Here is a 21567-nt window from a genome sequence, read left to right as displayed (position 1 = left end):
ACGCTGGTGGAGTTACTCTTCTTTCCACAGTTCAGTAATTTTCACAATGTTGCCGAAATCACTACTAAATGCTCTACAACAACTTTGGGTCAGAACAAAGCGGCTATTGGCGCTGAAGCTGGCCGAGAGGAGGGTATTGGGGTGGCCGATAGTGATTGCTCCTTCCCATGAGCCATCGCCCTTCAGTTGAGTGATTCTCGTGATACCACCAAAAGCAGAGGTCATCACAAAACGCCCATCGGCACTGAAGGTGGCTGAAATGACCCGACGACGACGAGAAAAATGATGGATAGTGAATACTTCTTCCCATGATCCATCATTCTTGTGGCTATAGATTTTTGCCGTTCCATTATCACCGCTGGTGACTGCATGTTGGCTATCGGGACTGAAGGTGATTGGGAAGAACTCATCATTGTGATGGATAGTGATTTCTTCTTCCCATAATGTATCGCTCTTTTCGCCGTATATTTTTGCTTGTTGGTCGACACTGGCGGTCACCACAAGGTGGCTATCGGGATTGAAAGTAGCGGAGTAGACTCTATCACTATGGGTAATGATGGCTTTTACCAGCCATGATCCGTCGGTCCGTTTACCAATGATTTTAACCAGGCCATCTTGGCCGACAGTCAGGATATGTCGGTTATCGGGGCTGAAGGCGGCTGATCTGATCCGACCATTGGTTCTAATGTGGCTAATGGTGAGTTCTTCTTCCCATGATTCATCGTCTTTTTGGGCAATGATGTTTGCCGTGCCATCGTCACTGGCGGTCACCACATAGCGGTTATCGGGGCTAAAGATGGCTGAGTTGACACGGCGCTTATGGGAAACGATGATTTTCATTTGCCATGATCCATGGGCTGATTTGCCCGTGATTTTTACCAGGTTATCTTTGCCGACAGTCACCACATGGCTACCATCGGCACTGAAGCGGGCTAAATAGATCGAACCATCATGGTTGATGCTCCCTTCTTCTTCCCATGATCCATTCTCCTTCTGAACATAGATTTTTGCTGTGCCATCGTCACTGGCGGTCAACACACGGCTATTATCGGCGCTGAAGCTGGCTGAATGGATGGGTCCATGGTGGCGGATAGTGATTTCTTCTTGCCATGATCCATCCTCATTCCGAAAATAGATTTTTGCTGTGCCATCTTCACTGGCGGTCAACACACGACGACTATCGGCGCTGAAGCTGGCTAATGTGACTGGACCATCGTGGTGAATAGTGAGTTCTTCCTTCCATGAACCATCGGACTGATAGCCATAGATTTTCGCAGTGCCATCGTAGCTGGCGCTCACCACAAGGTGGTTATTGTCGCTGAAGGTGGTTGAGCTGACCAAAAGGTCGTGACGGATCTCGGCTTTTGTTACGGGATGAAGGATGCCTCGCAAGAGTTTTACAAACTGTGAATCATCAGATGCCTGGCTGTTGTGTCGGCAAAAATGGACAAAATGGCACAAGGCTTCATAACTTGTTTCTGCTTTATCCCATTCATTAACTGCTCTTTTTGCAATAGCTAAAGAAAGATAACCGCCGTATTTTCTTAATAGTTCGTTAAAGTCGTTAAGCTTTATATGAAAGTCATTACGTTTTTTAATGAAGTCGAGAAGTTTTTTACTTAAGGCGTTTAATTCTGTACGGCATGTAGGGCAATTTATAATTGAATGATCCTCCTCCCTTTGTTTGAGCCACTGATGTAAACAATCTACGTGATAAAGGTGATTGCAGGGCGTTTTCACTATATTTGACGTGGGTACAAACGGCTCCTTACATACCGTGCACTCTGCACCAATAATGTCTGTAGGTTCTTCTTTATCCACACGCAGTGCATGGTCGACGAAAGAAGTGATAGTGATGTCATCATCTGTGGCTTCAGAGGCACCGTATTGTGCCTGTATACGCAGTTCCTCGGATAAGCGCATTAATTCATGGAAGGATGGGTGCTGGTCAGATTGAGCCAGGGTATTCACAAAAGAGTTGGGGAATATCAGCGATTGTGCATCATTTATAACCTCATTCCTTATGGCTGAATCTGATAGTTCTTCTAACAGGTTGCGAATACGCTCAACCGGGTTTGAATAAATCAGGAACAATTGAGTCAAGTACTCAGTCATGCAACGTTTTTCAAAATGTCCTATGGGTGGCTGTTGGTGAGATTGATTGACCTTGTGGATTATGTCCTGAACAATCTTAGATAAAATCATCTGGAGTTGGTTGCCATAAAAAATCATCAGGTAATCGTAGCCAGCGGCTTCTATCAGCTGCTCGATAAATCGGTTGCGTGTTGAGTGATCGTGGTAAGAGCGCGGCAGTGCCAATATCGCCTCAAGAGGCGTGACCGTACTGCCCCTGATGTTTGTGCCTTTTGTTTCCAGAACCTGCAAACGCTGACGCATGTTCAGCTTATCCAGCCTTTCCCTGAATTCAAAAACGGCGTTGGGATCGTCGCTTTCAATGATGGCTAAAAGCTGGTTGGCAAGTGGCTCAAGATCCTGAGTCGAAGCATTATTTTCACTCTGCCTGCGATTGTTGTCTTTTCTGTTATTGCCATCGCCGCTGCTATTATTGCCTTCTCCCGGTGATTGGTTCTCCCGATTTTCAGGTGCTTCTCTTTTTTCCTGGTGGTTAGTTGCGTCATTTGATCCTGAATTAGTTCTGCTGCCAGAGGGTTGACCATCCTCATTAGCTGTCTGTCGGCCATCGCCAGAATCCTTATCTATGGACATCAGCCAGTTGATGACGGGTTGCAGAATAGTCAGGTCAATTTCGAACAATCCCGACGGCCTGCCGCCTCCACCTCCCCAGGGAGGAGGAGGCGAATAAAAGAAGCCGCCGTTGCCTCCGTTGTCTCCGTTGCCGACACTGGGAAAATCGGTGTTGGCAGCGGGCTGGCCTCCTGTCACTGTCAGGGTGTTGTTCCGGGTTTTCTCATCATTGATTTCAATCCGAAACTTGCGCCCATCGGGGTGATGACGGTCAATAAGGGTCGAGGAATAGCATAATGGCACTAGCATCATAGCCAGCAGGGAAAGAACAAAAATACCAACCATGGTCTTCTTGTTTGTCAGTAAACGCCAGGACAATCCGTGTTGAATGTTTGTTCTGTAAAAATAAAGAAACGCCATTGATGAATCTCATTATTGGTAGTGCATCAGAGAATAGCCAAGAAGTTACTGGAGTGCTGGTGGAGTTACTCTTCTTTCCATAGTTCAGTAATTTTCACAATGTTGCTGAAATCACTACTAAATGCTCTAAAAAAACTTTGGGTCAGCACAAAGCGGCTATCGGCGCTGAAGCTGGCTGAGAGGATTGTATTGGGGCTGCGGATAGTGATTGCTTCTTCCCATGATCCATCATCCTTCAGTTGGGTGATTTTTGCGATACCACCAAAACCAAAGGTCATCACAAAACGGCCATCGGCACTGAAGGTGGCTGAAATGACCCGACGACCATGAAAATGACGGATAGTGAATACTTCTTCCCATGATCCATCCTTCTTGTGGCTATAGATTTTTGCCGTTCCATTATCACCGCTGGTTACTGCATGTTGGCTATCGGGACTGAAGGTGGCTGAGAAGACCCGACGATCGTGACCGATAGTGATTTCTTCTTCCCATAATGTATCGCTCTTTTCGCCGTAGATTTTTGCCTGTTTGTCGTAACTGGAGGTCACCACAAGGTGGCTATCGGGACTGAAAGTAGCGGAGCGGACTCTATCACTATGGGTAATGATGGCTTTTACCAGCCATGATCCGTCGGCCTGTTTACCAATGATTTTAGCCAGGCCATCCTCGCCGATAGTCAGGACATGTCGACTATCCGGGCTGAAGGCGGCTGATATGATCTCACCATGGGTGCGAATGTGGCTAATGGTGAGTTCTTCTTCCCATGATTCATCGTCTTTTTGGGCAATGATGTTTGCCGTGCCATCGTCACTGGCGGTCACCACATAGCGGTTATCGGGGCTAAAGATGGCTGAGTTGACACGGCGCTTATGGGAAACGATGATTTTTAATTGCCATGATCCATGGGCTGATTTGCCCGTGATTTTTACCACTTTATCTTTGCTGACAGTCACCACATGGCTACCATCGGCACTGAAGCTGGCTAAATAGATCGAACCATCATGGTTGATGATTCCTTCTTCTTCCCATGATCCATCCTCCTTCTGAATATGGATTTTTGCTGTGCCATCGTCACTGGTGGTCAACACACGGCTACTATCGGTGCTGAAGCTGGCTGAATGAATGGGCCCATGGTGGCGGATAATGATTTCTTCTTGCCATGATCCACCTTCCTTCTGAACATAGATTTTTGCTGTCCCATCCTTACTGGCGGTCAACACACGACGACTATCGGCGCTGAAGCTGGCTAATTTGACCTCATCATCGTGGTGAATAGTGAGTTCTTCCTTCCATGAACCATCGGACTGATAGCCATAGATTTTCGCAGTGCCATCGTAGCTGGCGCTCACCACAAGGTGGTTATTGTCGCTGAAGGTGGTTGAGCTGACCAAAAGGTCGTGACGGATCTCGGCTTTTGTTACGGGATGAAGGATGCCTCGCAAGAGTTTTACAAACTGTGAATCATCAGATGCCTGGCTGTTGTGTCGGCAAAACTGGACAAAATGGCACAAGGCTTCATAACTTGTTTCTGCTTTATTCCATTCATTAACTGCTCTTTTTGCAATAGCTAAAGAAAGATAACCGCCGTATTTTCTTAATAGTTTGTTAAAGTCGTTAAGTTTTATAAGAAAGTCGTTACGTTTTTTACTGAAGTCGTCAAGTTTTTTACTTAAGTCGTTTAATTCTGTACGGCAGGTAGGGCAATTTCTAATTGAACGATGCTGCTCTCTATTTTTGAGCCACTGATGTAAACAATCTACGTGATAAAGGTGATTACAGGGTGTTTTCACTATATTTGACGTGCGTACAAACTGCTCCTTACATATCGTGCACTCTGCACCAATAATGCCTGTGGGTTCTTCTTTATCCACACGCAGTGCATTGTCGATGAAAGAAGTGATAGCGATGTAATCATCTATGGTTTCAGAGGCACCGTATTGCACCTGTATACGCAGTTCATCTGATAAGCGCATTAATTCATGGAACGATGGGTGCATTTCATATCGTGCCAGGGTATCCAGAAAAGAGTTGGGAAATATCAGTGATTGTGCATCATTTATAATCTCATTCTTTATGGCTGAATCTGATATTTCTTCTAACAGGTTGCGAATACGCTTAACCGGGTTTGAATGAATCAGGAGCAATTGAGTCAAGTACTCCGTAATGCAACGTTTTTCAAAATGTCCTATGGGTGGCTGTTGGTGAGATTGATTGACCTTGTGGATTATGTCCTGAACAATCTTATATGAAATCATCTGGAGTTTGTTGCCATAAAAAATCATCAGGTAATCGTAGCCAGCGGCTTCTATCAGCTGCTCGATAAATCGGTTGCGTGTTGAGTGCTCGTGGTAAGAGCGCGGCAGTGCCAATATCGCCTCAAGAGGCGTGACCGTTCTGCCCCTGATGTTTGTGCCTTTTGTTTCGAGAACCTGCAAACGCTGACGCATGTTCAGCTTATCCAGCCTTTCCCTGAATTCAAAAACGGCGTTGGGATCGTCGCTTTCAATGATGGCTAAAAGCTGGTTGGCAAGTGGCTCAAGATCCTGAGTCGAAGCATTATTTTCACTCTGCCTGCCATTGTCGTCTTTTCTGTTATTGCCATCGCCGCTGCTATTATTGCCTTCTCCCGGTGATTGGTTCTCCCGATTTTCAGGTGCTTCTCTTTTTTCCTGGTGGTTAGTTGCGTCATTTGATCCTGCATTAGTTCTGCTGCCAGAGGGTTGACCATCCTCATTAGCTGCCTGTCGGCCATCGCCAGAACCCTTACCTATGGACATCAGCCAGTTGATGACGGGTTGCAGAAGAGTCAGGTCAATTTCGAACAATCCCGACGGCCTGCCGCCTCCACCTCCCCAGGGAGGAGGAGGGGAATAGAAAAAGCCTCCGTTGCCTCCGTTGTCTCCGTTGCCGACACTGGGAAAATCAGCGTTGCCAGCGGGCTTGCCTCCTGTCACTGTCAGAGTGTTATTCCGAGTTTTCTCATCATTGATTTCAATCCGAAACGTGCGCCCATCGGGATGATGACGGTCAATAAGGGTTGAGGAATAGCATAATGGCGCAATCATCATAGCTAGCATCATAGCCAGCAGGAAAAGAATAAAAATACCCATCACACCCTTCTTGTTTGCCAGGAAACGCCAGAACAATCCGTGTTGAATATTTGTTCTTGAAAAATAAAGGAACGCCATGGGTGAATCTCATTATTCGTAGTGCATCAGAGAATAGCCAAGAATTTCAGGGACTACTCTTCCTTCCATAGTTCAGTAATTTTCACAACGTCGCCGACACCATCAGATACTGGCAAACCACTTTGGGTCAGTACAAAGCGGCTATTGGCGCTGAAGCTGGCTGAGTAGATTGGAGAGCGGTGGCGGATAGTGATTTTGTTAGCGCCATTCAGGTCATTGATTTGCGCGATACCACGCCCAAAGGTCATCATAAAGCGACTATCGGCACTGAATCTGGCGTCAGAGGGCCGATGTATATCATGGATAGTGCGCCCCTCTTCCCATGATCCATCATTCTTGAGGTTATGGATTTTTGCCGTTCCATCACTACTGGTGATTACTGCATGTTGGCTATCGGGACTGAAGATGGCTATGAAGATCAAACTATTGTGCTGGATAGTGATTTCTTCTTCCCATGATGCATCGGTCTTTTCGCCGTAGATTTTTGCCTGTTGGTCACCACTGGCAGTCACCACATGGTGGCTATCAGGACTGAAGTCGGCTGTGTCGATCTCATCACTATGAGAAATGATGCCTTTCACTCCCCATGATCCGTCGACCCGTTTACCAATGATTTTAACCAGGTAATCACTCACGCAGACAGTCAGCACATGTCGGCTATCGGGGCTGAATTCGGCTGATCCGATATCGCTGATAATGTATTCTTCTTCCCATGATCCATCGTCTTTCTGGCCAATGATTTTTGCTGTGCAATCGTCACTGGCGGTCACCAGATAGCGGCTATCGGGGCTGAATTCGGCTGATTTGACAAAGCTCTGATGGATAACGCTAAATTTTACTTGCCATGATCCATCGGCAGATGCGCCCGTGATTTTCACCTGGTCATCTACGCCGACAGTCACCACATGGTTACCATCAGCACTGAAGCTGGCTAAAACGATCGGACCATTATGGCTGATGATCACTTCTTCTTTCCATGATCCATCTTCCTTCTGACCATGGACTTTTGCTGACCCATTGTTACTGACGGTCAACACACGGCGACTATCGGTGCTGAAGTCGGCTATATGGATCGCATCAACATGGCTGATGGTCATTTCTTCTTGCCATGACCCATCCTCTTTCCGAACATGGATTTTTGCTGTCCCATCTTTACTGGCGGTCAACACACGGCGACTATCAGCACTGAAGCTGGCTAATTTGACCGCACCATCGTGGTGGAAAGTGAACTCTTCCCTCCACGATCCATCAGTCTCATCGCTATGGATTTTCACAGTGCCGTCGTTACTGGCGGTCACCACATGGTGGTTATTGGTGCTGAAGACGGCTGAGTTGATCCTGTCGTTATGCCGGATCCTGGCTTTTATCACGGGATGAATGATGGTTCGCAAGAGTTTTACAAACTTTGAGTCATCAGATGGCAGCAGGCTGTTATGTCGGCAAAATTGGACAAAATGGTACAAGGTTTCATGACTTGTTTCTGCTTTATTCCATTCCTTAACTGCTCTTTCTGCAATAGCTAAAGAATGACGACCGTCGTATTTTATCAATAGTTTGTTAAAGTCGTTAAGTTTTATGATTAAGCCATTTAATTGTGTACGACAGGTAGGACAATCTTGAATTGCACGATTCTGCCTCCTTCTTTTGAGCCACTGATTTAAACAATTAACGTGATAAAGGTGATTACAGGGCGCTTTCACTATATTTGACGAGTGTACAAACAGATCTCTACATATCGGGCACTCTGCACCAATAATTTGACTGGGTTCTTGTTTATCCACACGCAGTGCATTATCGCGAAAAGAAGTGATTGCTATGTAATCATTTTGCATACGCAGTTCATTTGATAAGCGTAATAATTCATGGAACGAGGGGTGCTGGTTAGATTGTGTCAAGATATCCAGAAAAGAGCTGGAGAATTTCAATGATTTTGTATCATTTATAATCTCATTCCTTATGGCTAAATCTGATATTTCTTCTAATAGATTGCGAATGCGCTCAACCGGGTGTGAATCAAGCAGGAATAATTGAATGAAGTACTCAGTAAAGCAACGTTTTTCAAAACGTCCTATGGGTGGCTGTTGGTGAGATTCATTGACCTTGTGGGTTATGTCCAGAACAATCTTATACAAAATCATCAGGTGGTTGTTGTCAGACCAAATCATCGGGTAGCTGTTGCCAGCGGCTGCTATCAGCTGCTTGATAAATCGGTTGCGTGTTGAGGGCCCATGAGAAGAACGCGGCAGTGCCAATATCGCCTCAAGAGGCGTGACTGTACTGCCACTGATATTTTTGCCTTTTGTTTCCAGAACCTGCAAGCGCTGGAGCATGTCCAGCTTATCCAACATCTTCCTGAATTTAACAGCGGCATTGGGATCGTCGCTTGCAATGATGGCTAAAAGCTGATTGGCAAGTACCTGAAGGTCTTGAGTCGAAGCATTATTGTTACTTTCCTCGCCATTGTCGTCTTTTCTGTTATTGCCATCCCCGTTGCTACCATTGCCTTCTCCCGGTGATTGGTTCTCCCGATTTTCAGGTGCTTCTCTTTTTTCCTGGTGGTTAGTTGCGTCATTTGATCCTGCATTAGTTCTGCTGCCAGAGGGTTGACCATCCTCATTAGCTGCCTGTCGGCCATCGCCAGAACCCTTACCTATGGACATCAGCCAGTTGATGACGGGTTGCAGAAGAGTCAGGTCAATTTCGAACAATCCCGACGGCCTGCCGCCTCCACCTCCCCAGGGAGGAGGAGGCGAATAAAAGAAGCCGCCGTTGCCTCCGTTGTCTCCGTTGCCGACACTGGGAAAATCGGTGTTGCCAGCGGGCTGGCCTCCTGTCACTGTCAGGGTGTTGTTCCGGGTTTTCTCATCATTGATTTCAATCCGAAACTTGCGCCCATCGGGATGATGACGGTCAATAAGGGTTGAGGAATAGCATAACGGCGCAATCATCATAGCTAGCATCATAGCTAGCATCATAGCCAGCAGGGAAAGAACAAAACTGCACCTTGAGTTCTGAAACATCAATTATTCTTCCTTCCAAAGTTCAGTAATTTTCACAATGCTGCTGAGCTTACGACGTTTTCCCAAAAAACTTTGAGTCAGCACAAAGCGGCTATCGGCGCTGAAGCTCGCTGAGCGGATTGCATTGGGGTGGCGGATAGTCATTTCTTCCCATGGTCCATCGCCCTTCACTTGAGTGAGCTTCGCGATACCGTCAAAACCAAAGGTCATCACAAAGCGGCCATCGGCACTGAAGATGACTGAAGTGAGCGGACCAGGATGATCGATAGTGAATCCTTCTTCCCATGATCCATGACTCTTATAGCTAAGGGTTTTTGCCGTTCCATCATCACTGGTGGTTATTGCATGTCGGCTATTGGGACTGAAGGTGGTTGAGAAGCCCAGACGATTGTGACGGATAGTGATTTCTTCTTCCCATAATGCATCGCTCTTTTCGCCGTAGATTTTTTCCTGTTGGTCGAAACTGGCGGTCACCACATGGTGGCTATCGGGACTGAAGGTAACCGTGTGGACCCGATCACTGTGGGTAATGATGGCTTTTACTCCCCATGATCCGTCGGCCCGTTTACCGATGATTTTAACCAGGTAATCCGAGCTGACAGTTACCACATGTCGGCTATCGGGGCTGAAGGCGGCTGATATGATCCAACCATCGGTTTCAATGTGGCCAATGGTGCATTCTTCTTCCCATGACTTGTCGTCTTTCTGACCAATAATTTTTGCCGTACCATCGTCACTGGCGGTCACCACATAGCGGTTATTGGGGCTAAAGATGGCTGAGTTGACATGGGCTTTATGGACAGCGATGGTTTTTACTTGCCATGATCCATCGGCTGATTTGCCCGTGATTTTTACCACGTTATCTTTGCTGACAGTCACCACATGACTGCCATCAGCACTGAAGCTGACTAAATAGATCGAATCCTCATGGTTGATGGTGAATGCTTCTTCCCATGATCCACTCTCCTTCTGAACATGGATTTTTGCTGTCCCATCGCTACTGGCGGTCAACACACGGCTATTGTCGGCGCTGAAGCTGGCTGAATGAATGGGCCCATGGTGGCGGATAGTGATTTCTTCTTGCCATGATCCATTCTCCTTCCGAAAATGGATTTTTGCTGTCCCATCGTTACTGGCGGTCAACACACGGCGACTATCGGCGCTGAAGCTGGCTAATGTGACCCAATCATCGTGGCGAATGGTGAGTTCTTTCTTCCATGATCCATCGGACTGACAGACATAGATTTTCGCAGTGCCATCGTCACTGGCGGTCACCACACGGTGGTTATTGGCGCTGAAGGTGGCTGAGTTGATCGTATCGTGATGACGGATCTCGGCTTTTGTCACGGGATGAAAGATGCGTCGCAAGAGTTTTACAAACTGTGAATCATCAGATGCCTGGCTGGTATGTCGGCAAAATTGGACAAAGTGGTACAAGGCTTCATGACTTGTTTCTGCTTTCTTCCAATCATTAACTGCTTTTTTTGCAATAGCTAAAGAATGATAACCGTCGTATTTTTTCAATAGTTTGTTAAAGTCGTTAAGTTTTTTACTAAAGGCATATAATTCTGTACGGCATGTAGGACAATTTCTAGTTGCATCATCACGCTTCCTTTTTTTGAGCCACTGATTTAAGCAATCTACGTGATAAAGGTGATTGCAGGGCGTTTTCACTATATTTGACGTGCGTACAAACTGCTCCTGACATATCGTGCACTCTGCACTAATAATGTCTTTAGGTTCTTCTTTATCCACACGCAGTGCATTGTCGCCGAAAGCATTGATAGCCATGTAATCATCTGTGGCTTCAGAGGCACCGTATTGCGCCTGTATACGCACTTCCTCTGATAAGCGCATTAATTCACGGAACGATGGGCGCTGACCAAATAGAACAACGGTATCCACAAAAGAGTTGGGAAATATCAATGATTGTGCATCATTTATAATCTCATTCCTTATGGCTAAATCTGGTATTTGTTCTAATAGACGGCGAATACGCTCAACCGGGTTTGAAGAATTCATGAGCAATTCAATAAAGTATTCAGCAAAGCAACATTTTTCAAAATGTCCTATGGGTGGCTGTTGATCAGATTCATTGACCTTGTGGATTATGTCCTGAAGAATCTTAGACAAAATCATCGGGAGTTCACGAGAAACCATAATGTAGCGGTAGCCAGCGGATTTTATCAGATGCTTGATAAATTGGTTGCGTGTTGAGTGCTCATGGGAAGAACGCGGCAGTGCCAATATCGCCTCAAGAGGAGTAATAGTATTGCCGCTGACGTTTGTGCCTTTTGTTTCCAGAACCTGCACACGTTGGTGCACTTCCAGCTTATCCAGCATTTCCCTGAATTTAACAGCGGCGTTGGGATCGTCGCTTTCAATAATGGCTAAAAGCTCGTTGGCAAGTACCTGAAGGTTCTGAGTTAAAGCATTATTTTTACTCTGCCTTCCATTGTCGTCTTTTCTGTTATTGCCATCCCCGCTACTATCATTGCCTTCTCCCGGTGATTTGTTCTGCCGATTTTCAGATGCTTCTCTTTTTTTCTTTTGATGCTGGTTAGTTGCGTCATTCGATCCTGTGGGTCTGCTGCCAGAGGGTTGGCCATCCTCATTAGCTGCCTGAAGGCTGTCGCTGGCCGGGCAATGAGTGGCGGCACGCTGGAGGAGAGTGTCCCAGAAATCAACATCGCTCAGTTGTTCACTATCCAGGAGGTTAAGCCAGTCAAGGGGTATAGCTGCTTCGCTGGCAGAGCCATCGGCATTAACACGGCTGATTTGCAAACGTGTCGGGGATTGCTGCTCCTCAAACGAGACAGAACCTTTACCTATGGACATCAGCCATGAGATAACGGGTTGCAGAATAGTCAGGTCAATTTCGAACAATCCCGATGGCCTGCCGCCTCCACCTCCCCAGGGCGGAGGAGGGGAATAGAAAAAGCCGCCGTTGCCGACACCGGGAAAATCGGCGTTGCCAGCGGGCTGCCCTCCGGTCAATGTCAGGGTGTTATTGCCTGTTTTCCCATCATTGATTTCAATCCGAAGCTTGCGCTCATCGGGATGATGACGATCAACGATGGTTGAAGAAAGGCATAATGGTACAAACGTCATCGTTAATAGCGAAAGAACCAATGTTATCAATAAACGGTAAAACTGCATTGAAATCTCGCTATACAACGTGTGCCAAATAACACCTACCTCAGCCTCTTTGTCTGAACTCAACCCGGTCAGACGGTTAATCGTCGTTTAAAGGTTGATATAGAGGGTGTCTGCAAACAGGACAGCTTCTAATCCCGTTTTGAATCATCGCGATAGCACAGTCCTTGTGAACTTTGTGGGAGCAGGGCAATATCTGGCAGCCGCTGAAGGCATCTTCCAGGCAAATGCCGCACGGATCGTGCCCTGAATCAGGTCGGCATTTGTGATTGCCTTCCAGTCTTTTATCCAGACAGACATTGCAAACATCACAGTGATAGGACTTATCCGAGTGTATTCTGCAAATACCGCATTTATCGCAGTGGAATGGGCTCATCTCTCTTGAGGTGAAGTGTTTGCATAGTGCGCAGAAATATTCCGACATTTCTGCATTGCAGTTTGGGCATGTCTGGGAGTCTTCATTCATTTTGCTCTCATGTTCACATACAGAACATCTGAGCTTTGTTGCATCTTTAGCCCTAAGGTCTGTTTTACACGGGTTTTCACCACTGTCGTCTTTGTATTCGTTGTGACATCTATGGCATGGGAAAAACCTTTCACAGCAGTTAAAACCGACATAGCAGCGCCTGTGGTAATGACCGCATAACTGTGCTGGGCTTTCCTGCACAGGGTACCGCACTGGCTCTATCTGCCCATTCTCACTGACTTCCTGCTGGTTTTCGGTGATCGGGTGATAGTTATCAAGACGACCCATTGCGCCATTGTTTGGCATTGACGGACTGGCTGCAGCAGCCATCGGTTGATACTCTCCGACGATAGTATCGAAAACTGATGATGGTGCTTCTGCATAGACGTTAGATGGGCTTGCCTGCGCATCCCACGGCGCATCCCATGGGACTGTCTCCCCATTGTCGGTGCTTGTTAGCGGGTAATACGCTGTGTTATTGATATGCGCCACCGGGAGGCTCATTGCTTCCCCTTGGTGTCCCTCGGCCCGACTTGCAAACTGCGCAGTCAAGTTTTGGTTTTGAACTTCCAAAGCCTTCACGCGGTCTTGTAACCTTTCATTCTCTGATACTAATTCTTGAATGAAATCTTCTTTCCATCGTCTTCCTGCCTGTTGACTTTTTTTCAGTTCAGTCTTTGTGATCAGCTCGCAGAACCTGTCTTGGACTTGCTCTAACCGTTTCAAGCTTTGGGCTAGATGGTTGTCGAGACCGTAGTCTGTACTCAATGTATTTTCCTGGGTGATCACGGGGGGCGGCGAAGCCAGTTCCGGGGTATCGCTGGTCTGGGGAGGCAAAGTGGCTTGTGGATAAGGTGGTTGAGCCAGGAAAGAAGCATCGATGGAATGTCTTCCCAGGAAATCCAGATATAGCCCTGACTCTGACTCTGACTCTTCCGAGTCGGATCGATCTTGTGCCCTGTGAGTTGGATAATCACTATAAGGGGGTTCTGTCCATAATTGATTTTGAGAATCGTCATTTGACTGGTCAGTAGGGAGAGGATTTTTTGGTCTTGCGCCCAGCAGCAAGTATCTATTGTTGGCTGGGTCAGCAGAGGCGCTGTGGTCGTTATTGGCGCTGTGGCTGTTATTGGTGCTGCGGCTGATATCAATGTGCTGTATGGAGTCGTCGGTGGTAATGGTTTGGTCGGAGGCCATACCACTGTCATTGATTAAAGGTTCTTCCAGTGAATGCTCCTGAATTGAAATCTCTGGTAGTGGCAAGAAGGCAATTACCTGATGAAACAGTTCTCTTCTGAAAACTTCTAATTCATTAAACGATGGGTGGTGGTTATATATATAGGTATCAAAAAAACGCTCGGGAAATGATACGGATCGTATATTCATCATAACTTCGCACCTCATGCCCACATCTGATATTTCTCCCAGCAGATTACGAATCAGTACAAGTGGGTTTGAATAGATCAGGAACAAGTGAGCAAAGTACTCAGCAAAGCAGCTTTTTTCAAATTGTCTTATGGATGGCTGTTGGTCAGATGGATTGATTTTATCAATGATGTCCCGAACAATCCTGTACAAAATCCTCAGGTTTTTGTCGCCCGCTTCGGGCATTGTCTGGTCAGTTGAAATGACCCGTTGGAGTCCAGAAAAAATGTCAGGGTTATTCAAATCTCTTTTGCGGCTTATGGCGAGTATCATCTTCTCAATAAACAGGTTGCGGACTGAAATCTCTTTGAAAGCAGGCAGTTCCAGCACCGCCTCAAGAGGCGTGACAGGGTTACCCCTGGCATTCGTGCCTATTGTTTCCAGAACCTGCAAACGCTCAGGCATATCCAGCTTTTCCAGAATATCCTTGAGCTCAAATGCAGCATGGTGATTGTCCTTTTCAATGATGGTAATAAGCTGGTTGGCAAGTTCCTGAAGGTTTTGAGTTGTGGTGTTGTTTTCAGCTCCCTCTCCATTGTCGTCTTTTCCGTTATTGTCTTCTTCATTGCCTTCTTCATTGCCCTCTTCATTACCCTCATTGCTTTCTGCTGGTGGTTGGCTCTCCTGACCTTCAGGTTCATCACTTTGCTCCTGATTATGGTCATGTTCGCCCTCCGGTTGATTGTCCGGTGCACTGCTAGAGGGGTTTCCATAGCTATTGCCTGCCTCCAGGCTATCGGATGGATCTGTCTTCAAAGCTGTGCGTTCCAGAAACAGTTTTAAACAGCTCAGTTGCCACTGAAGGCTTTCGGTGGCTGGGCAGGAAGTGGCAGCACGCTGGAACAGGATGTTCCAGAAATGAACATTGGTCAGTTGTTCATTGTTCAGAAAGTCCAGCCAGCCAACAGGTATAACGGCTTCACTGGCAGAGCCATCGGCATTAACACGGGTGATTTGCAAACGTGCCGGGGACGGTTGTGCTTCAAACGAGACAGAATCCTTACCGATGGACATCAGCCAGGAGATGACGGGTTGCAGGATAACCAGGTCAATTTCAAATAATCCCGATGGCCTCCCGCCGCCACCTCTCCAGGGGGGAGGGGGAGGCAAATAAAAGAAGCCGCCATTGCCGACACCGGGAAAATCGACATTGCCAGAGAGCTTGCCTCCGGTCAATGGCAGGGTGTTATTGCGACCGGTGTCCAGCCCACTGTCAGTGATGTTGTCGGGGAAGGCCAGAAGGGTCAGTGGCGTGGCGTTGGGCTTACCGTTCAGAAGTGGGTCGGTGGTGACGGAAGCCAGCTCGGGTCTGTCTGCCGTTATGGATTTCAACCGAACCATCGTGCCATTTTTGGAGGCCGGTTGGATAACGAGTGATTGTTCCTTTGTCGGTATCACTAATTGATAACAATACTCGCCGGGTTCATGGGTGACGGACAGTGGGATACTGCTCGAATCTGCTGGCTCCACGGGTGCCGTAAAGCAAAGGGTGCTGTTTCGGGTATTGAAACCTTCCGGCAGCAGTAAGCTCAGCTGCCACTGAGTTACACCCTGAAGGTCTGAACCCTCATTGATTTCAATCCGAACCTTGTGCCCATCGGGATTATGCCAGTCAATAAGGGTTGAAGAATGACATAATGCCACAAACGCCATAGCTGATAGCGAAAGGATAAAGGTTATTAATAAGCGGTAAAACTGCATTCAAATCTCGCCACATAACATGTGTCCATGGTACCAACCCGCTCTCTTCTTCTTTGTCTGATAAAAGCGCTAGAGCAATCCGTGCCAGAAAAGCAAAGGTGCATAATGGGTCGCTGTTATTATTCGTAGTAGAGAAAGAGCATAGCCAAAAATTGCTGAATTGCTATGTTGCACGGAAGCAGGCATTGGTGAATGATGAACAAACGCTATCAACAAAGGTTCTGTCATGTCCTTCCTGCAACAGGATATTGATGCTTTTCTCAATTATCTGAAGTTTGAAAAAAACAGCTCTGCTCACACCTGCTCGGCCTATCAGCGAGACCTGAGTAAATTACTGAAGCAGGTCGAGACATTGGGCATAACTCAGTGGCAAAAGTTGGAAGAGCGTCAGCTCCGGGCGTGGCTGGCAGGGCTGCACCTGGCAAAGCCACACGGTAGTGGTCTTGGACAGAAGAGCCTGCATCGTCTGCTTTCATCGGTTCGTAGTTTTTACCGTTATCTTAACCGTCAGGGAAAGGTCGAAGATAACCCTGCCCAGAGAGTCACTGCACCCAAGGTGGGCAGAAAGTTACCGGTCACCATGGATGCCGATCAACTGACAACGCTGCTTGATCAGGAGGACGATGACCCGTTAGTGATCAGGGATCTGGCGATCCTGGAACTGTTCTATTCCTCGGGGCTGCGACTTTCGGAACTGGTTGGCTTAAATCTCGACAGTTTCCGGGATGAGTTCAGGCAGGTGCAAGTTCTGGGCAAGGGTCGAAAAGAACGGTTGTTGCCGGTGGGTCGAAAGGCTCGTGAAGCTATCAAAAAATGGTTGTCCGTCAGGGTGACGTTTCTTCAAAAAGAGTCGAAAAAAGAGACTCAGGCTCTGTTTCTCTCAAAGCGGGGCCATCGCATCAGTCCCCGCCAGGTGCAAAACCGTGTCAGCCAGCTTTCCAGAGAGGCGGGTCTCTCAGGGCGTATGCACCCTCACCTGTTGAGACACTCTTTTGCCAGTCATCTGCTGGAGTCCAGTGGCGATCTCAGGGCGGTTCAGGAGCTGCTGGGGCACAGTGATATCAGCACCACCCAGATATATACCCATCTTGATTTTCAGCATCTGGCCGACGTATATGATAAGGCTCATCCGAGAGCACAGAGAGTTACCGAAGATCAGGAACCGCCAGGAATAAAGGAACCCAAAAGGAAACAATAATGATAAAGCTGATTACCTTCGATCTGGACGACACGCTTTGGGAAAACATGCCAGTGCTGATTCGGGCAGAACAGAAAGCCTGGAAAAAACTCTGTGAGTACTGGCCAGAAACCCACGCTAGAATGAACCCCAAAGAAGTGTTCGAGTATCGGGTCAGGCTGTTGGAAGATCATCCGGAACTTAAATATCAGATCACGGAATTGCGCCGGGTTTCTTTGCAGAAGGTTCTGCAACACTGTGATTGCCCGGAATCAAGAGCTGAAGAAATTGCCGGCGACCTGATGCGGGAGTTTATGGAGTGGCGTCATGATGTGAAGTGTTTTCCGGAGGTTCAGCCGGTCCTTGCTCATCTGTCAGCGGACTATACACTGGCTGCCATCACCAATGGCAATGTCGATGTCGGGAAATTATCGGTCAGTGAATTTTTCGATTTTGCTCTCAAAGCAGAAGATTACAACAGTCAAAAACCAGAGCCGACTCTGTTCCTGAAAGCCATGGAACGTGCCGGGGTGACACCGGCTGAGACTCTTCATGTGGGAGATTGCCTGAAAGCCGATGTCGCAGGTGCCGGAGCATTGGGGATTGGCACCGTCTGGTTTAACCCTGCTGATAAGGTGTTTGACGGTGATCGCAGACCCGATTATGAGATTCGATCGTTAACCGGCCTGCTCAGGGTTTTGGACAAGGACCTTCAGCCAGCGTATTAAGCAGCAGACTAGTGCAGCCAAGCTCTGATATCCGTACACTCCTCGTTACCACGCACCAGATTATAAATGGCACCCAAACTCCGTTCACCCTGAGCGGAGTCGAAGGGTGCCGGGCACGATCTTTATTGTTGGTTCGGAGCCCACATCCTTCGACCGTGCATCCTGAGCGGAGTCGAAGGGCGCTCAGGATGAACGTAGATTATTCACATCAAACTCATTGAAACCGTGTACGAGTGAAGGGCTGCACGACAGCGCTGTCCCCCGGAATTTTTTGTCAGGCATTCCTGAAACCTAGCCTATATTCATTGATCTGTGCAATTTTTGGCTACCAGGAACTTGACCATGAAATTTAAATATGCGGCTTGCATAATACTGCTTCTGTCTTATACCCATTTACATGCCATTGATGTGGAAAAACGAATAATAGGCACTTGGCTTATTAAAGATAACGTGCCTCATAATACCTATATAACCTATCACCCACCTCATCACTATACTGGACGGATAGAGTTTACTGTTCCAGATTATGGTGACTTCTGCAGTAACGACATAGTATACGGCAGATACGATGTGGTTTTAGAATTCCCGGGACAAGAAAAAGGAGTCGCTGCTTCTGGTATATGGTTTTTTCTCAGAGACAATAAGGACAAAATCATCCTTGAACTTAATCACAATGGCGTTGATGTAGATAATTTTTCACTCCCACCCGTCATTACAAAACCGTTTAATGGTTTATCTATGACCAGAATTGTAGAAGCTAAACCTAAGGAATTTATCTTTGAAGAATACATTCCAATAAATAAGGCATTTGAACAAAGCAGAGCTATTAAAACTCGACTGCAGTCACTGGAACAGATCAAGGAGATGCCGATAATTCCACCACCGAATCACGACGAACTCTGATTTATTTTTTGTCACCTGGCAGGCAAAGCCGCTGTCCTTAAGCTGCTTTCCCTGCCAAATGCCCATCAAAGATTCAGCAGATAGTCTTTGGCGGGTGGAATATTTTCCAGACCGCCATGGTCTTTAAGGAATCTGGCAAAACGATCATAGCGCCCTGTGTCTCTGGCAGACGGTCTGAGGGCAAAACGTGACACGGTATCAAACCATGCACGTTTATTAAGCTCATTATCCAGTTTCTTAGGGCTGTAATCCCTGAAAATTTCCCAGGACTCTTGCGGATTATTAACAATAAACTGAGTGCCCAGCTCAATGGCCCGCAGGAATTTCCTGATCATTTCCTTATCATTGGTCTTGCTGTTGGCAATAAAGATCAGCTCATCGTAGGGCGGGATACCATTCTCTTCGTAATAGAACATTTTGCCCTGTCGGCCCTCAATGGCCAGCTGGTTCAGCTCAAAGTTCCGGTAAGCTCCCATAATGGCATCAACGCGGCCTGACATCAGGGAAGAAGACAGGTTCCAGCCAACATTCACCATTTTGATGTCTTTTGAAGAAAAACCATAAGGCTTGAACAGGGTGTCCAGAATGGCGTTTTCATTGCCGCCGATATTCAGGCCAATGGTTTTCCCTTTCATATCTTTCAGGGATTTGATCGGACCCTCTTTCAGGACAATCAATCCATCCAGGGGCGTTGCAATCAGAGTGCCTGCCCAGGCCAGGGGCAGACCATTGGCAACACCACGGATCAGGCTGGGCTGGTAATAGACAGCAAGGTCAACATCACCAGCAGCCACCAGCTTGGGAGGCAGGTTAGGGTCAGCAGGCTCCTGGATGTTGACGGTTAATCCCTGATCCCTGAAGTAGCCGTTTTGCTGGGCAATCACAATGGGCCCATGATCCGGGTTGACGAACCACTCCAGCATCAGGTTCAGCTCTTTATTAGACTGGTTATTAGACTGGGCCCAGGACAGTGAGCTGGCCAGCAACAGTGACAGCAGGACACAGGCTTTTCTGAATGTTTTTATGAATCGTTTTTGTACGAGCAAGGTTATGAATCCTCAGCAGAGTCAGGTGGCAGGTTGCCAGGGGATCAGTTTTTTCAAGGCCAGATCGGTTATGAAATAGAGACCGACCGAACAGCAAGCCAGTACCGTCAGAGCGGCAAACATCTGGTCTACCCAGAGACGGGCATTAGCCTGCAACATCAGATAGCCCAGTCCGGCGCTGGAGCCTACCCATTCACCGACCACCGCCCCTATGGGAGCCACAACCACCGCCACCCTCAAGCCCGAAGCCAGGGCAGGAAGGGCGGCGGGCCAGCGGATATGACGGAGTACGGAAAAGCGGTTGCCACCCATGGTTCTGGCCATGTCCAGCCAGCCCTGGTGGGTATGGCGCAGGCCGTCATAGCAGCAGGTGGCGACCGGGAAGAAAATCACCAGAATCGTCATGACCACTTTGGACGCCAGACCGTAGCCAAACCAGAGCATCAGTATGGGAGCCAGGGCAAAGACCGGAACCGCCTGAGTGATCAGCAACAGTGGGAGCAGCCAGGGGCGAAGGGCAACAAAATAGACCAGTATCATAGCCAGCATAATGCCCAGCAAAACCCCCAGAACCAGACCCAGCAGCATTTCTGTCAGGGTGACCAGCGTGTGCTCCCACAGTAAAGAAGCATTGTCGTACATACTGATCAGTACTGCCCGTGGGCCCGGTAATATATAGTCCGGCATCGAGAACAGTACGACAATGGTTTCCCAAATGACCAGTAGGCCGAGCACCACCAGAACAGGCTTGAGCAGTGGCAGCCAGGATTTCATGTTAGTGCTCCCTCGTGTCTGAGTCGTTCCAGCAGTTCACCCTGCAGGCTCATCAAGGTGCTGTTTGCCAATGATCTGGGTGGGGTGCCGGGTGGCATAATGGCTTCAGTCAGTGTCGCAGGATGACCCTGAAGGTGATAGATACGATGGCCCAACCGCAGGGCTTCCAGAGGGTCATGGGTGATCAACAGTACCGTTCGATTGGCCAGTAGCTCGCAGGCAAGGTCCTGAAGGTTCAGCCGGGTGATGGCGTCCAGGGCGCCAAAGGGTTCGTCCATCAGTACCAGGGGGCGATTTTCCATCAGGGTTCTGGCCAGGGCGACCCGCTGTCGTTGGCCTCCGGAAAGGTTCTGGGGTAATTCCTCAGACTTATCCACAAGGCCAACCTGTTCGAGAATATGTCTGGCTCTTGCTATTGCGTCGGCAGGGACTTTTTTACGACTAGGCAGCCATGAGCGAATAGGAAGCCATGAGCGGATAGGAAGCCATGAGCGACTAGGAAGCCATGAGCGAATACTAAAAGCAGAACTTCTGAGCCGTTCACCCAGCGTGATATTGTCCATCACTGAGAACCAGGGCAGCAAAAGATCCTGCTGGGCCATCCAGGCAATACGACCCTGCAGGGAACAGCCATCCTGGCAGAGCACGCTGCCAGCTGTGATTAAAGCGTTTTTATCAGAGGCTGCGGACTGTTCTGTGGATAAACCGGCAATCAATCGCAACAGGCTGGTCTTGCCTACCCCGCTGCCACCGAGCAGACAGGTCCATTCTCCCCCTGCCAGAGTCAGGTTAAGGTTGTTAAAAATAACCTTGTCGCCATAAGCCAGGGCAGCATCTTTTACTACAACATCAAACAT

At 47.8% G+C, this 21567-nt stretch carries 11 protein-coding genes; 3 read left to right on the top strand and 8 right to left on the bottom strand.

Going from position 1 to position 21567, the window contains the following annotated elements; translation table 11 throughout:
* Window positions 1-12: 12 nt before the first annotated feature.
* The 5 genes from K7B67_RS18800 to K7B67_RS18780 all read right to left on the bottom strand — a co-directional run bounded on the left by K7B67_RS18800 (window position 13) and on the right by K7B67_RS18780 (window position 16082).
* Window positions 13-3126, bottom strand: a complete 3114-nt coding sequence (locus K7B67_RS18800; RefSeq protein ID WP_252177398.1) for an RING finger domain-containing protein — start codon at window positions 3124-3126, stop codon at window positions 13-15.
* A gap of 65 nt (window positions 3127-3191) precedes the next feature.
* Complete coding sequence (locus K7B67_RS18795) at window positions 3192-6314, bottom strand: RING finger domain-containing protein (RefSeq protein ID WP_252177397.1); 3123 nt, start codon at window positions 6312-6314, stop codon at window positions 3192-3194.
* A 53-nt stretch (window positions 6315-6367) separates the two neighbouring features.
* Window positions 6368-9334, bottom strand: a complete 2967-nt coding sequence (locus K7B67_RS18790) for an RING finger domain-containing protein (protein ID WP_252177396.1) — start codon at window positions 9332-9334, stop codon at window positions 6368-6370.
* A 3-nt stretch (window positions 9335-9337) separates the two neighbouring features.
* Window positions 9338-12493, bottom strand: coding sequence for an RING finger domain-containing protein (locus tag K7B67_RS18785; protein ID WP_252177395.1), 3156 nt, complete (start codon window positions 12491-12493; stop codon window positions 9338-9340).
* Between the two features lie 76 nt (window positions 12494-12569).
* The gene (locus K7B67_RS18780) at window positions 12570-16082 is read right to left on the bottom strand and encodes a CHY zinc finger protein (RefSeq protein WP_252177394.1); all 3513 of its coding nucleotides are present in this window, start codon (window positions 16080-16082) and stop codon (window positions 12570-12572) included.
* Between the two features lie 235 nt (window positions 16083-16317).
* On the opposite strand from K7B67_RS18780, the gene xerC reads away from it, so the two are divergent.
* The 3 genes from xerC to K7B67_RS18765 all read left to right on the top strand — a co-directional run bounded on the left by xerC (window position 16318) and on the right by K7B67_RS18765 (window position 18890).
* Window positions 16318-17280 (top strand): tyrosine recombinase XerC, encoded by a 963-nt coding sequence (gene xerC, locus K7B67_RS18775; protein ID WP_346658280.1) that lies wholly within the window; start codon window positions 16318-16320, stop codon window positions 17278-17280.
* Complete coding sequence (locus K7B67_RS18770; protein ID WP_252177392.1) at window positions 17280-17987, top strand: HAD-IA family hydrolase; 708 nt, start codon at window positions 17280-17282, stop codon at window positions 17985-17987. Before xerC ends, K7B67_RS18770 begins: the two co-directional genes overlap by 1 nt.
* A 342-nt stretch (window positions 17988-18329) precedes the next feature.
* Entirely contained in the window at window positions 18330-18890 is a 561-nt protein-coding gene (locus K7B67_RS18765; RefSeq protein WP_252177391.1) for a hypothetical protein, read from the top strand.
* A gap of 65 nt (window positions 18891-18955) precedes the next feature.
* Here K7B67_RS18765 and K7B67_RS18760 read toward each other — a convergent pair whose 3' ends face one another.
* The 3 genes from K7B67_RS18760 to K7B67_RS18750 are packed head-to-tail and all read right to left on the bottom strand — an operon-like array spanning window position 18956 to window position 21567.
* A complete protein-coding gene (locus tag K7B67_RS18760; RefSeq protein WP_252177390.1) occupies window positions 18956-19936 on the bottom strand; it encodes an ABC transporter substrate-binding protein in 981 nt (326 codons plus the stop codon).
* 21 nt (window positions 19937-19957) lie between these two features.
* Complete coding sequence (locus tag K7B67_RS18755) at window positions 19958-20710, bottom strand: ABC transporter permease (RefSeq protein ID WP_252177389.1); 753 nt, start codon at window positions 20708-20710, stop codon at window positions 19958-19960.
* Window positions 20707-21567, bottom strand: a complete 861-nt coding sequence (locus tag K7B67_RS18750) for an ABC transporter ATP-binding protein (protein WP_252177388.1) — start codon at window positions 21565-21567, stop codon at window positions 20707-20709. The genes K7B67_RS18755 and K7B67_RS18750 overlap by 4 nt, the downstream gene beginning before the upstream one ends.

Source organism: Endozoicomonas sp. 4G (assembly GCF_023822025.1).
Taxonomy (GTDB): Bacteria; Pseudomonadota; Gammaproteobacteria; order Pseudomonadales; family Endozoicomonadaceae; genus Endozoicomonas_A.
Note: the sequence above shows the minus strand (reverse complement) of the source record. Positions and strands in the feature narration are given on the sequence as shown.

Coding starts and splice junctions, on each gene's coding strand:
- K7B67_RS18800 (WP_252177398.1), bottom strand. CDS start 3,126: ATGGCGTTTCTTTATTTTTACAGAACAAACATTCAACACGGATTGTCC.
- K7B67_RS18795 (WP_252177397.1), bottom strand. CDS start 6,314: ATGGCGTTCCTTTATTTTTCAAGAACAAATATTCAACACGGATTGTTC.
- K7B67_RS18790 (WP_252177396.1), bottom strand. CDS start 9,334: ATGTTTCAGAACTCAAGGTGCAGTTTTGTTCTTTCCCTGCTGGCTATG.
- K7B67_RS18785 (WP_252177395.1), bottom strand. CDS start 12,493: ATGCAGTTTTACCGTTTATTGATAACATTGGTTCTTTCGCTATTAACG.
- K7B67_RS18780 (WP_252177394.1), bottom strand. CDS start 16,082: ATGCAGTTTTACCGCTTATTAATAACCTTTATCCTTTCGCTATCAGCT.
- K7B67_RS18770 (WP_252177392.1), top strand. CDS start 17,280: ATGATAAAGCTGATTACCTTCGATCTGGACGACACGCTTTGGGAAAAC.
- K7B67_RS18765 (WP_252177391.1), top strand. CDS start 18,330: ATGAAATTTAAATATGCGGCTTGCATAATACTGCTTCTGTCTTATACC.
- K7B67_RS18755 (WP_252177389.1), bottom strand. CDS start 20,710: ATGAAATCCTGGCTGCCACTGCTCAAGCCTGTTCTGGTGGTGCTCGGC.
- K7B67_RS18750 (WP_252177388.1), bottom strand. CDS start 21,567: ATGTTTGATGTTGTAGTAAAAGATGCTGCCCTGGCTTATGGCGACAAG.